The sequence below is a fragment of the Variovorax paradoxus NBRC 15149 genome (genome assembly GCF_001591365.1).
GTDB classification, from domain to species: domain Bacteria; phylum Pseudomonadota; class Gammaproteobacteria; order Burkholderiales; family Burkholderiaceae_C; genus Variovorax; species Variovorax paradoxus.
Window position 1 is genome coordinate 3,084,064 of record NZ_BCUT01000001.1, and the last position, 12,773, is coordinate 3,096,836.

The 12,773-nt window shown below is 69.9% G+C and carries 12 protein-coding genes; 8 read left to right on the top strand and 4 right to left on the bottom strand.

Translation table 11 applies throughout. The annotated features are described in order from the left end of the window. Positions 1-55 precede the first annotated feature (55 nt). From VPA02S_RS14445 to VPA02S_RS14475, 7 genes are all read left to right on the top strand, one after another. Positions 56-1,021, top strand: a complete 966-nt coding sequence (locus VPA02S_RS14445) for a substrate-binding domain-containing protein (protein WP_027730147.1) — start codon at positions 56-58, stop codon at positions 1,019-1,021. Between the two features lie 151 nt (positions 1,022-1,172). Beyond that, positions 1,173-2,336 carry a Gfo/Idh/MocA family protein gene (locus tag VPA02S_RS14450; RefSeq protein ID WP_062364259.1) on the top strand — a complete coding sequence of 388 codons (1,164 nt, stop codon included), beginning with the start codon at positions 1,173-1,175 and terminating at the stop codon, positions 2,334-2,336. Between the two features lie 49 nt (positions 2,337-2,385). Beyond that, on the top strand, positions 2,386-3,093 hold the full coding sequence (locus VPA02S_RS14455; protein WP_062364261.1) for a phosphatase PAP2 family protein: 708 nt from the start codon (positions 2,386-2,388) through the stop codon (positions 3,091-3,093). Between the two features lie 71 nt (positions 3,094-3,164). Beyond that, positions 3,165-3,689: a DUF3617 domain-containing protein gene (locus VPA02S_RS14460; protein WP_062364263.1), complete on the top strand. Its 525-nt coding sequence runs from the start codon at positions 3,165-3,167 to the stop codon at positions 3,687-3,689. Between the two features lie 72 nt (positions 3,690-3,761). After that, complete coding sequence (locus VPA02S_RS14465; RefSeq protein WP_028254168.1) at positions 3,762-4,892, top strand: ligase-associated DNA damage response exonuclease; 1,131 nt, start codon at positions 3,762-3,764, stop codon at positions 4,890-4,892. Continuing rightward, complete coding sequence (locus VPA02S_RS14470; protein ID WP_028254167.1) at positions 4,889-6,544, top strand: ATP-dependent DNA ligase; 1,656 nt, start codon at positions 4,889-4,891, stop codon at positions 6,542-6,544. Before VPA02S_RS14465 ends, VPA02S_RS14470 begins: the two co-directional genes overlap by 4 nt. Next, complete coding sequence (locus tag VPA02S_RS14475) at positions 6,541-9,309, top strand: ligase-associated DNA damage response DEXH box helicase (RefSeq protein ID WP_062364265.1); 2,769 nt, start codon at positions 6,541-6,543, stop codon at positions 9,307-9,309. Before VPA02S_RS14470 ends, VPA02S_RS14475 begins: the two co-directional genes overlap by 4 nt. 15 nt (positions 9,310-9,324) lie before the next feature. Here VPA02S_RS14475 and trxC read toward each other — a convergent pair whose 3' ends face one another. Continuing rightward, entirely contained in the window at positions 9,325-9,774 is a 450-nt protein-coding gene (trxC, locus tag VPA02S_RS14480) for a thioredoxin TrxC (RefSeq protein ID WP_015867617.1), read from the bottom strand. 76 nt (positions 9,775-9,850) lie between these two features. Here trxC and pdeM point away from each other — a divergent pair, with 76 nt between their 5' ends. Next, a complete protein-coding gene (gene pdeM, locus VPA02S_RS14485) occupies positions 9,851-10,534 on the top strand; it encodes a ligase-associated DNA damage response endonuclease PdeM (protein WP_062364267.1) in 684 nt (227 codons plus the stop codon). Positions 10,535-10,650: 116 nt separating this feature from the next. Here the strand turns inward: pdeM and VPA02S_RS14490 are convergent, their stop codons facing one another. Genes VPA02S_RS14490 through VPA02S_RS14500 form a run of 3 tightly spaced genes read right to left on the bottom strand, consistent with a single transcriptional unit; the run spans position 10,651 to position 12,726 of the window. Next, complete coding sequence (locus tag VPA02S_RS14490) at positions 10,651-11,175, bottom strand: TPM domain-containing protein (RefSeq protein WP_027730128.1); 525 nt, start codon at positions 11,173-11,175, stop codon at positions 10,651-10,653. A 2-nt stretch (positions 11,176-11,177) separates the two neighbouring features. After that, positions 11,178-12,116, bottom strand: coding sequence for a TPM domain-containing protein (locus tag VPA02S_RS14495; protein WP_027730127.1), 939 nt, complete (start codon positions 12,114-12,116; stop codon positions 11,178-11,180). 16 nt (positions 12,117-12,132) lie between these two features. Next, positions 12,133-12,726 carry a LemA family protein gene (locus tag VPA02S_RS14500; protein WP_027730126.1) on the bottom strand — a complete coding sequence of 198 codons (594 nt, stop codon included), beginning with the start codon at positions 12,724-12,726 and terminating at the stop codon, positions 12,133-12,135. Positions 12,727-12,773 lie beyond the last annotated feature (47 nt).

The window sequence follows — 12,773 nt, forward strand, 5'->3', positions numbered from 1 at the left end:
GCTCGTGTTTCGTTCCTTCTCTTCATCACTCATCAACCACAAGGAGACATCCAGCATGACAAGCTTCTTCACACGTCGCATCGCACTCACGGCCGTGGCGGCCGCGGCGCTCGCGAGCCTGCCCGCATTCGCCGCCGAGAAAGTGAACCTCGGCGTCTCGATTCCGGCGGCCACGCACAGCTTCATGGGCGGCATCAACTACTGGGCCAACCAGGCGAAGAAGGACCTGGAGAAGGAACACAAGGACCTGAAGATCACGATCAAGACCGCGGCCAACGCGCCTGAGCAGGCGAACCAGCTGCAAGACCTGTCGACCGTCACCAAGATCAATGCGCTCGTGGTGTTTCCGTTCGAATCGGCCGCGCTGACCAAGCCGGTGGCGCAGGTCAAGGCCAAGGGCGCCTACGTGACCGTGGTCGACCGCGGCCTCACCGACATCAGCGCGCAGGACGCCTACGTGGCCGGCGACAACACCGCCTTCGGCCGCATTCCGGCCGAGTACATCGCCAAGCAGCTCGGCGGCAAGGGCAACGTGGTGGCGCTGCGCGGCATTGCGACCACGCTGGACAACGAGCGCATGGACGCCTTCAACGCGGTGCTCAAGAACTATCCCGATATCAAGCTGCTCGACGCCAAGTACGCCAACTGGAACCGCGACGACGCCTTCAAGGTCACGCAGGACTACCTCACGCGCTTCAAGAACATCGACGCCATCTGGGCGGCCGACGACGACATGGCCGTGGGCGTGCTCAAGGCCATCGAGCAGGCCAAGCGCGACGACATCAAGATCGTCTTCGGCGGCGCGGGCGCCAAGGGCATGGTCAAGACCATCATGGACGGCAAGGACAAGCGCATCGGCGCCGACGTGAGCTACTCGCCCAAGTTCATCTACGACGCGATCAAGCTCACGGCCGAGGCGCGGCTGAAGGGCGAGAAGCTGCCTGCGACCACGATCATTCCTTCGGTGCTGATCACCAAGGAAAACGCCAAGGACTTCTACCACCCGAACTCGCCGTTCTGAGATTGCCTTGCTCCCTCTCCCCTCGGGGAGAGGGTTGGGGTGAGGGCCAGCGGCGATGGCCGAGGCCATGTGCTCGCAAGCGCCGATGCCCTCACCCTAGCCCTCTCCCGGAGGGAGAGGGGACAGTGACCCAGGACCATCGAGGATATTGATGAGCGATACACCTCCCCGCAAGCTCCGCTGCGCCATGGTCGGCGGCGGCCGCAACGCCTTCATCGGCGCCGTGCACCGCAACGCCATGGCGCTCGACGGGCAGATCGAGCTCGTGGCCGGCGCGCTGTCGTCGAGTCCGGACAAGGCGCGCGCCTCGGGCCGCGACCTGCACCTGGCCGATGGCCGCAACCACGGCGACTGGCAGTCGCTCTTGGCCGATGAGCTCAAGCGCCCGCCGCAAGAGCGCATCGACTTCGTCTCGATCGTCACGCCCAACCACGTGCACTTTCCGGTCGCGCAGGCCTTCGTCGAAGCCGGCTTCCACGTGGTGTGCGACAAGCCGCTGGTGCACACGCGCGCGCAGGCCGACGCGCTGGTCGCGGCCGTGAAGAAGCAGGGCACGCTGTTCGGCGTGACCTACAACTACACCGGCTATCCGATGGTGCGGCAGGCGCGCGAGATGGTCCGCTCGGGCCGGCTCGGCGAACTGCGCAAGGTGGTGGTCGAATACAACCAGGGCTGGCTCGCGAGCCAGCTCGAAGGCGCCGGCAACAAGCAGGCCGACTGGCGCACCGACCCCGCGCGGAGCGGCGCGGCCGGCGCCATCGGCGACATCGGCTCGCACGCAGAGAACCTGGTCGCGAGCGTCACCGGTCTGGAGATCGAGAGCCTGTGCGCCGACCTGAGCGCGCTGGTGCCGGGCCGCATGCTCGACGACGACGGCAGCCTGCTGCTGCGCTTCAAGGGCGGCGCGCGCGGCGTGCTGATTGCCTCGCAGATCAACACCGGCCTGGAGAACGACCTGCGGCTGCGCGTGTCGGGCACGCTCGGCACGCTCGAATGGCGGCAGGAGCAGCCGAGCCAGCTGGTGCACCTGCCGCACGACGGCCCGAAGCAGATCTTCACGCGCGGCTCGCCCTGGCTGTGCGTGGCGGCGCAGCGCGCCAGCCGCCTGCCTGCCGGCCATCCCGAAGGCTTCATCGAGGCCTTTGCCAACATCTACGCCGGCGTGGTGGCGGACATCCGCGCACGGAACGCAGGCCAGCCGGCCGATCCCATTGCGGCCGACTACCCGCGCGTGGAAGACGGCGCGCGCGGCGTGCGCTTCATCGAGCGCACGGTGGCCTCGGCCCAAAGCGAATCAAAATGGACGCCCTGGTAGGGCCGCGGGCTCGCTTGCGCGAGTCCCGGGCGCACCGCATCGGGCGTTCATGACACCTTCTTCTTCCGAGCATCCGCCGCCTTCGAACCCGCAGCCCTGGCTTCGCGCCCTGGGCTGGCGGTGCCGTGCGCTCTGGCCGCTGAAGCTGGTCGGCAACACGGTCGCGACCGCGGGGTTCTTCCCGCTGTATTTCTGGATCATGAAGAACGCCGGCCCGCCCTGGACGCTGCCGCTCACCGCGTTCGACCGGCTGATCGCCTTCTGGCCGGCGCTGCTGCCGGTCTATCTTTCGCTGTGGCTCTACATCGCGCTGCCGGTGTTCCTGGCCAAGGACAGGCGGGAGCTCTGGAGCTTTGCGCTGGGCTGCGCCTTCATGACCGGCATCGCGCTGGTGGTGTTCTGGTTCGTGCCGACCGCCATCCCGAACTTCAGCATCGACACCCGCCCGGGCACCTCGCTGCATTTGCTGAAAACCGTCGATGCGGCCGGCAACGCGTTTCCGTCGCTGCATGTGTCGTTCTCCGTGTTCGCCTGCGTGGTGCTCGCGCGGCAGCTGCGCGAGGTGGCGGCGCCCGCGTGGGCTCGCGCGCTCAACATTGCCTGGGCCGTGGCCATCGTCTATTCGACGATGGCGGTGCGCCAGCACGTGCTGGTCGACGTGCTCGGCGGGCTGGCGCTGGGCATCGGCTTCGGGCTGGCCTCGCGTCCCCGCAAGGCCGTGGCGGCGCCAGCGGCCGTGCAGGCACGGCCGGCGTAGGCCGATTGCGCTATTCCACCGGCGCCGCGCGCGCTGTAGAACCCGGGCATCGTCTCGACCGGGAGCCCGCCATGAAGATCCGCCCATCCGCCATTGCCCTCTTCACGCTGGCCTGCAGCACGGCCTTGCCCGCGCTGGCCATCGACTATCCCGCGCGCAAGCCCGGCCTGTGGGAAATACAGACCGGCGACGGCACCGGCGCCAAGGGCGCGAGCCAGACCGTCCAGCAGCGCATCGACGCGGCCACCGACAAGGCCTTGCGCGACATGGGGCAGGGCATGGGCAAGGACAGCTGCTCGAAGCAGGAGCTGCGCAACGAAGGCGGCAAGCTGGTGGTCGATTCGGTCTGCAAGGTCGGCCCCACCACCGCCACCACGCACGCGGTGATGAGCGGCGACTTCAGCTCGGCCTACCGCATGGAAAGCAAGTCGAGCTACAGCCCGCCGCTGATGGGGCGCGCCGAAGGCTCGGCCGTCATGGAAGCCCGTTGGATCGGCCCCTGCAAGGCGGACCAGAAGCCCGGCGACATGGTGATGTCCAACGGCATGAAGATGAACGTGCTCGAGATGATGGGCGGACACAAGAAGCAGAAGTAGGCGCCGGCCCACAGCGCTTCGCGGCCCGTGTTCGGCGCCGCAGCGGCCCGCCAGCGCCTACCATGGCGGGCCATGGCCGCGAAGGAAGAAGACCATCTCGTCGTTGCTCGCCCCGAGGGGCTCTACTGCCCGCCGGGCGATTTCTACATCGACCCCTGGCGGCCGGTGGCGCGCGCCGTCATCACTCACGCGCATTCCGACCACGCGCGCGTCGGCCACGGCCACTACCTCGCGCACACCGACAGCGCCGGCACGCTGCGCACCCGCCTGGGCGGCGACATCGCGCTGCAGACGCTGCCGTATGGCGAGGCGATCGCGCACCACGGCGTGCGCATCTCGCTGCATCCGGCCGGCCACGTGCTGGGCTCGGCGCAGGTGCGGCTCGAACACGGCGGCCGCGTGTGGGTGGCCTCGGGCGACTACAAGACCGAGCCCGACGGCACCTGCGCGCCCTTCGAGCCCGTGCCCTGCGACACCTTCATCACCGAGTCGACCTTCGGCCTGCCGATCTACCGCTGGCCCACGCAGGCCGTGCTGTTCGCCGAGATCGACGCCTGGTGGCGCGCCAACGCCGAGGCCGGCCGCGCGTCGGTGCTGTTCTGCTATGCCTTCGGCAAGGCGCAGCGCATCCTGCATGGCGTGGACGCTTCCATCGGGCCGATCGTGGTGCACGGCGCCGTGGAGCCGCTCAATGCCGTGTACCGCGCCGCGAGCGTGGCCTTGCCCCAGACGCTGCGCGTGACCGATGCGGGCGTCGATGCCGCGCTGCTCAAGCGCGCGCTGGTGCTGGCGCCGCCCTCGGCCCAGGGAACGCCGTGGATGCGCCGCTTCGGCCACCATGCCGACGCCTTCGCGAGCGGCTGGATGCAACTGCGCGGCACGCGCCGCCGGCGCGGCGTGGACCGCGGCTTCGTGATGTCGGACCACGCCGACTGGCCCGGCCTGCAGCAGGCCATCGCGGGCACAGGGGCCGAGCGGGTGTTCGTCACCCACGGCAGCGTGGCGGTGATGGTGCGCTGGCTCAGCGAGAACGGGTTGGAGGCGCAGGGCTTCAGGACCGAGTACGGCGACGAGGACGACGAGCAGCAAACTCCCTCCCCTTCCGGGGGAGGGCCGGGATGGGGGCCAACGGCGCCCGATGCGGACGCTGCTGGCCCCCATCCCGACCTTCCCCCGGAAGGGGAAGGAGCAACAGGGCCATGAAGGACTTCGCCGCGCTCTACCGCGAGCTCGACGCCAGCACTTCGAGCCTTGCCAAGCAGTCCGCACTGCAGCGCTACCTGCGCGAGGCCGATCCGGCCGATGCCGCCTGGGCCGTGTACTTCCTGGCCGGCGGCAAGCCGCGCCAGCTGGTGCCCACCAAGCTGCTGCGGCTGCTCGCGCAGGAGGCCGCGGGCCTGCCCGAATGGCTGTTCGACGAGAGCTACGAGGCGGTCGGCGACCTGGCCGAGACCATCGCGCTGCTGCTGCCGCCGCCCACCGAGGCGCACGACCTCGGCCTGGCGCGCTGGGTCGAGGAGCACCTGCTGCCGCTGCGCGAAGCCGGCAAGGCGGCGCCCGACGAACTGCCCGCGCGGCTGCGCGCGCAGTGGCGCCAGCTCGCGGCCGAAGAGCGGCTGGTGTACTTCAAGCTCATCACCGGCGCCTTCCGCGTGGGCGTGTCGAAGCTGCTGGTCACGCAGGCGCTCGCGGGCGTGGGCGGCATCGATCCCAAGCGCGTGGCGCAGCGCCTCATGGGCTACACCCACATCGGCGGCCGGCCGCGGGCGGAAGACTACCGCGCGCTGATCGCGCCGGAGTCGGGCGCGGAGCAGGTGCAGAAGACCAGCGGGCAGCCCTACCCGTTCTTTCTTGCGCATGCCTTCAACCTGCCGCTCGAGCAGTTCGATGCCGCGCTCGGCCCGCCGGCCGGCTGGATCGTCGAATGGAAGTGGGACGGCATCCGCGCGCAGCTGGTCAAGCGCGCGGGCGCCAGCTGGCTGTGGTCGCGCGGCGAGGAACTGGTGACCGAGCGCTTTCCCGAGCTGGCCGTGCTGGGCGATGCGCTGCCCGACGGCACGGTGCTCGACGGCGAGATTGCCGTCTGGCGCGACGACCGCGTGCAGCCCTTCGCGGAACTGCAGAAGCGCATCGGCCGCAAGACGCTGGGCGCGAAGCTGCTGCGCGAGATCCCGGTGGTACTGCTGGCCTACGACATCCTCGAATGGGAAGGACGCGAACTGCGCGCGCTGCCGCAATCGGAGCGCCGGCTGCTGCTCGACGAACTGGTCACGCGCATGCAGCACCCGTCGCTGCTACCGAGCCCGATGCTCACCGGCATCGCGTGGAGCGACTTCGCACGCCAGCGCGAAGCCGCGCGCAGCCTGGGCGTGGAGGGCATGATGCTCAAGCGCCGCGACGCGCAGTACGGCGTGGGCCGCACCAAGGACGTGGGCGTGTGGTGGAAGTGGAAGATCGATCCGCTCAGCATCGACGCCGTGCTCGTCTACGCGCAGCGCGGCCACGGCCGGCGCGCGAGCCTCTACAGCGACTACACCTTCGCCGTCTGGGACGGCCCGCCCGAACAGGAGGACCGCAAGCTCGTGCCCTTTGCCAAGGCCTATTCGGGCCTGACCGACGCCGAGATGGCGCGCGTGGACGCGATCATCCGCAAGACCACGGTCGAGAGCTTCGGCCCGGTGAAGAGCGTCGCGCCCACGCTGGTGTTCGAGCTCGGCTTCGAAGGCATTGCGCGCAGCACGCGCCACAAGAGCGGCATCGCGGTGCGCTTTCCGCGCATGCTGCGCTGGCGCGAGGACAAGCCGGTGGCGGAAGCCGATACCCTGCAGACGCTCGCTGCATTGCTGCCGTCATGACCGCGCCCGTGGACCCTGAATTTCTCCCTCCCCTTCCGGGGGAGGGCCGGGGTGGGGGCAAGCGGCGCATCAAGGATCCACCGCCTGCTGTCGAAGGCCGCGAGCCCCCATCCCCGCCTTCCCCCGGAAGGGGAAGGGGCAAGGCAGCGGCAGTCAAGGCTGCGCTCGACGCCTGGTTTGCCGCGCGCGGCTGGAAGCCCTTCAAGTTCCAGCGCGACGTATGGAAGGCCGTGGCCGCGGGCCGCTCCGGGCTGCTGCACGCGACCACCGGCGCGGGCAAGACCTACGCGGTGTGGCTCGGCGCACTGCAGGCGTTTTCGTCCGCGGCGCCGCCGCCCTCGCGCAGCGCAAAGGCCACGCCGCCGCCGCTCACCGTGTTGTGGATCACGCCCATGCGCGCGCTCGCGGCCGACACGCTGCGTGCGCTGCAGCAACCGCTCGAAGCCATGGATGCCCAGGGCATCGACGTGCACCGCTGGAGCGCCGGCGCGCGCAGCGGCGACACCTCGTCGGCCGAGCGCAGCGCGCAGAACGAGCGCCTGCCCACGGTGCTCGTCACCACGCCCGAGAGCCTGTCGCTGCTGCTCGCGCGCGCCGACGCGAGCGAGGTGCTGGGCCGCGTGAGAATGGTGGTGGTCGATGAATGGCACGAGCTGCTCGGCAACAAGCGCGGCGTGCAGGTGCAGCTGGCGCTCGCGCGGCTCAGGCGCTGGAATGCGGGGCTCGCGGTGTGGGGCATGTCGGCCACGCTCGGCAACCTGCAGGAGGCCATGCACGCCTTGCTCGGTGAACAAGAAGGCGTGCTGGTGCAGGGCGCGGTGCCCAAGAAGCTGGTGGTCGATTCGCTGCTGCCCGGCCGCGCCGAGCGCTTTCCGTGGGGCGGGCACCTGGGCCTCACGATGCTGCCGCAGGTGCTCGACGAGATTGCCGCCAGCAGCACCACGCTGGTGTTCACCAACACGCGCTCGCAATCGGAGATCTGGTACCAGGCCATGCTCGAGGCGCGGCCCGAATGGGCCGGCCTCATCGCGCTGCACCACGGCTCGCTCGACCGCGCGGTGCGCGAGTGGGTCGAGCTGGGCCTCAAGAACGGCGAGCTCAAGGCCGTGGTCTGCACCTCGAGCCTGGACCTGGGCGTGGACTTCCTGCCGGTCGAGCGCGTGCTGCAGATCGGTTCGCCCAAGGGCGTGGCGCGGCTGCTGCAGCGCGCGGGGCGCTCGGGCCATGCACCGGGCCGGCCCTCGCGCATCACGCTCGTGCCCACGCACAGCATCGAGATGGTCGAAGGCGCCGCGGCGCGCGCGGCCATTGCGGCCGGCCACATCGAGGCGCGCCACACGCCGGTGCAGCCGCTCGACGTGCTGGTGCAGCACCTGGTGACGGTGGCGCTCGGCGGCGGCTTCGTGCCTGACGACCTGTATGCCGAAGTGCGCGGCACCGCCGCCTATGCCCAGCTCTCGCGCGAGAGCTGGGCGTGGTGCCTGTCCTTCGTGTCGCAGGGCGGGCCATCGCTGGCCGCGTATCCCGACTACCGCCGCGCGGTGCCTGATGCGGAGGGCGTCTGGCGCGTACCGGATGCGCGGCTCGCGCGGCGCCACCGCATGAACATCGGCACCATCGTGAGCGATGCGAGCATGGCGGTGCAGTACATGGGCGGCGCCAGGATCGGCAGCGTCGAGGAAGGCTTTGTCGCGCGCATGAAGCCCGGCGACTGCTTTCTGTTCGGCGGCCGGCTGCTCGAGCTCGTGCGCATCCACGACATGACGGCCTGGGTGCGGCGCGCCACTGGCAAGCGCGCCGCGGTGCCGCGCTGGAACGGCGGGCGCATGCCGCTGTCGACCACGCTGGCCGATGCGGTGGTGCAGCAGCTCGCGCTGGCCGGCGCGGGGCGCTACAACTCGCCCGAGCTGCAGTGCGTGCGGCCGCTGCTCGAGATCCAGCAGCAATGGTCGGCGCTGCCCACGCCAGAGACGCTGCTGGCCGAAACGCTCGCCACGCGCGAAGGCTCGCACCTGTTCCTCTATCCCTTCGCGGGACGCCACGTGCACATGGGGCTTGCGAGCCTCCTGGCCTGGCGCGTGGCGCAGCACGAGGCGCGCACTTTCTCCATTGCGGTGAACGACTACGGCTTCGAGCTGCTGAGCGCCACGCCGGTCGACTGGCCCGCGCTGCTGCCCCAGGTGCTGCGCCTGCCGCAGGGCGAGGATGCGCATGCCACGCTGCTGCACGAGGTGCTGGCCTCGCTCAACGCGGGCGAACTCGCGCAGCGCCGCTTCCGCGAGATTGCCCGCGTTTCGGGGCTGATCTTCCAGGGCTATCCGGGCGAGAAGCGCAGCAGCCGGCAGCTGCAGGCCTCGTCCTCGCTGTTCTGGGAGGTGTTCCGCAAGTACGACCCGGCGAACAAGCTGCTGCTGCAGGCCGAGCAGGAACTGCTTGCGCAGGAGCTCGAAATCGGGCGACTGGCGGCCAGCCTCGCACGCATGGCGACCCAGCAGCTGGTGCTGAAGCCGCTCGAGCGGCCCACGCCTTTTTCGTTTCCGCTCATGGTCGAGCTGTTCCGCGAGAAGCTGTCGAACGAGAACGTGGCCGACCGCATTGCGCGCATGGTCGAGCAGCTCGAAAAGGCCGCGGGCGGCGTGGTCACGGCCGGCGGCGTGGAACGCGTGAAGAGCACGCTCGCGTTCGGCCAGGAAGGGCCGGGCAAGCCGCCGGCTGCGCCGCGCCGCGAGCGCAGGCGGCCCTCACGGCCCTTGCCGCCGCTCTGAGCCGCCCGGTTCAGCTCAACCCGCGCCGTGCGCCTTGACCCAGCGCACGATGTCCGCCGCGCCCATGGCGCCGGCCTGGCGCGCCACTTCGCGGCCGCCGCGGAACAGCGCCAGCGTCGGGATGCTGCGGATGTTGAAGCGCGCGCCCAGTGCCGGCACGGCCTCCGTGTCGACCTTGGCGAGCCGCACCTGCGGTTCGAGCTGGGCCGCGGCCTGTTCGTAGCCCGGCGCCATCTGGCGGCAGGGGCCGCACCAGGGCGCCCAGAAGTCCACCAGCACCGGGATTTCATTGCGTGCGATGTGGCGGTCGAAGGTCTTTTCGTCCGGCAGCGCGGTGGAGTGGCCGGTGAACAGCGCGCGGTGGCAGTTGCCGCAGTCGGGCGCGCTGCCCAGCTGCGCCGCGCGCACGCGGTTGGTGGTGTGGCAGTGCGGGCAGACGATGTGCAGCGAAGGCGTGTCGGTCATTCTGAAGAACTGGGGCTCGCGGGGTGAATTGCAAGAAGGCCGCCGGCCTGCGCGTCTTTTGCGACACTCGTGGCCCGTGACCGCTTCGAATCTCCCAGCATCGGCGCTCCCGGTCCAGTGGGCCGGCGAACTGTTGCACCTGTTGCCCGAGCACGCCATCTGGTGGCCCGATGGCCGCGTGCTGTTCATTGCCGACCTGCACATCGGCAAGGCCGCGACCTACCGCGCGCTCGGCCAGCCGGTGCCGGGCGGCACCACGCAGGAGAACCTGGCGCGGCTCGACGCGCTCATTGCGGCCCATGCGCCGCAGCGCATCGTGTTCCTTGGCGATTTCCTGCATGCGGCGCAGGCGCGCACGCCTCAGGTGCTGGCGGCGCTGGCCGCCTGGCGCGCGGCGCATGCGTCCATCGGCATGACGCTGGTGCGGGGCAACCACGACAGCCGCGCGGGCGATCCGCCCGCCGAGCTCGGCATCGAGGTGGTCGACGAGCCTTATCTGCTCGGCCCTTTTGCCTGCTGCCACCATCCGCAGGCGCATGCCACGCACTTCGTGCTCGCGGGGCACCTGCATCCCGTCTGCCGGCTCTACGGGCCGGGGCGCGACAGCGTGCGGCTGCCGTGCTTCGCGAGCGATGCGCAGCAGGCCGTGCTGCCGGCTTTCGGCGAGTTCACGGGCGGCTGGTTGATGGAGCGCGCGCCGGGGCGGCGCTTCTATGCGGTGGGCGGAAAAAGCGTGTGGGCGCTGCCGCCATCGGAGTAAGGGGTTGAGCTCCTTCCCCTCCCGGGGGATGGTTGGGATGGGGGCTGCCAGAGCGTGCCCCATGCCACCGCCGCTCGCCCCCACCCCGGCCCTCCCCCGGGAGGGGAGGGAGAAATTCAAAGGACGACGGGCTGGTCGGGCAGCTCGTTGGTGTCGGGCTCGTTCTCGGCCAGCGGAAAGTGCGCCACCAGCAAGGCCGACATTTCTTCCAGCGCCTGCGTGAGCCCGTCCTCGAAGCGGCCCTCGCGGAAGGCCGCGCCCATGCGCTGCGCCATCGCGGCCCATTCGGCATCGTCGACGTGCGCATCGATGCCGCGGTCGGCCACGATCTCGATCGCATGCTCGGCCAGCAGCAGGTAGATGAGCACGCCGTTGTTGTGCGCGGTGTCCCACACGCGCAGCTTGCCGAACAGCGTGACGGCACGCTCGCGCGCCGAGGCATGGCGCCGCAGGTAGGACCAGGGCAGGCCCGCTTCCACGCAGATGCGGATCTCGCCGCTGTGGCGGCGCTCGCTCGCGGCCACGCGCGCCGCCAGGCGCTCCATGGCGGCATCGGGCAGCACGCGCCGCACATCGGCCTCGTCCATCCACTGGTGGCGCCAGATGCGGGCGAGCTTCGAGAAAAGCGTTGCCGTTGCCATGCCTACCAGTCCCCCGAGGCGCCGCCGCCCCCGAAATCGCCGCCGCCGCCGGAGCTGAAATCACCGCTTCCGCCTCCGCTGCTGCCACCGCTGCTCCAGCCGCCGCCACTACCGCCGCCGCCCCAGCCGCCGAATCCGCCACCACCGCGCCGCGCCGGGCTCGTCGCCGCCACGGCCGAGAACAGCGACACCATGAGCGCCGCCAGGCCCGCCAGCACCGCGATGACGATGCTGGTCGTGATGAGGAAGGCAATCACGCCGATGCCGCCGCCCATGACCACCGAGCCCAGCTTCTTGCCGGCGATCGAGCGCACGATCGGCGCCGCGACAAAGACGCCGACGAACAGGAAGATCGCGAGGTTCTCCCAGTCGATGCCTTCGCCGGAATCCTTGCTGCTGTTGCCGCCGCTGCTGGAAGGCGCGGGCAGCGCCTCGCCGTCGACCAGCCCGATGAGCCGGGCCACGGCCGCGTTCAGCCCGCCCGCGAAGTCGTTGTTGCGAAAGCGCGGCTTCATCTCCTCGTCGATGATGCGGATGGCCGCGAGGTCGGGCACCGCGCCCTCGAGCGCCTTGGCCACTTCGATGCGCATCTTGCGGTCGTTCTTGGCCACGATCACCAGGATGCCGTCGCCGACCTCCTTGCGCCCGATCTTCCAGGCATTGCCCACGCGGTTGGCGTAGCTCGCGATGTCTTCGGGCGCGGTGGTGGGCACCATCAGCACCACCATCTGCGAGCCCTTGCGCTGCTCGAACGCGGCCAGCTTGGCTTCGAGATCGGCGCGCTCGGATTCGGCCAGCGTCTGGGTCTGGTCGATCACCCGCGCCGTGAGCGCGGGCACCGGCAGCAGGCCCTGCGCCCATGCCGCTCCCGCAAGGCCGGCCCATGCAGCCGCGGCCAGCAGGACGGTGGCCAGCACACGGCGGAAGAGGGCAAGGGCCATCAGGCGGGTGTCTTGCTTACTTCTTGGGTGCCGAGAAATCGACCGTCGGCGGCGTCGAGATCTGCGCTTCGTTCTGAACCGAGAAGTTGGGCTTGGGCTGGTAGCTGAAGATCTTGGCCGTGATGTTGGTCGGGAAGCTGCGCGCCAGCACGTTGTACTCCTGCACCGTCTGGATGTAGCGGTTGCGCGCCACGGTGATGCGGTTCTCGGTGCCTTCGAGCGTCACGCGCAGGTCGCGGAAGGCCTGGTTGGCCTTGAGCTCCGGATAGCGCTCCGCCACCACCATGAGCCGCGACAGCGCCGAAGAGAGCTCTCCCTGCGCCTGCTGGAACTTGTTGAAGGCCTCGGGGTTGTTGAGCGTCTCGGGCGTCACCTGGATCGAGGTGGCCTTGGCGCGCGCCTCGATCACCTTGGTGAGCGTGTCCTGCTCGAAGCTGGCTTCGCCCTTCACGGTGGCCACGATGTTGGGCACCAGGTCGGCGCGCCGCTGGTACTGGTTGAGCACCTCGCTCCAGGCCGACTTGCTGGCCTCGTCGAGCGACTGGAACTGGTTGTAGCCGCAGCCGCTCAGCGAAAGCGCCGCAGCAAGAATCAGGAGCCAGCGTTTCATCATCGTCATTTGCATTACCTCCGCAGATGGAAGCCGAAGTTAGCATA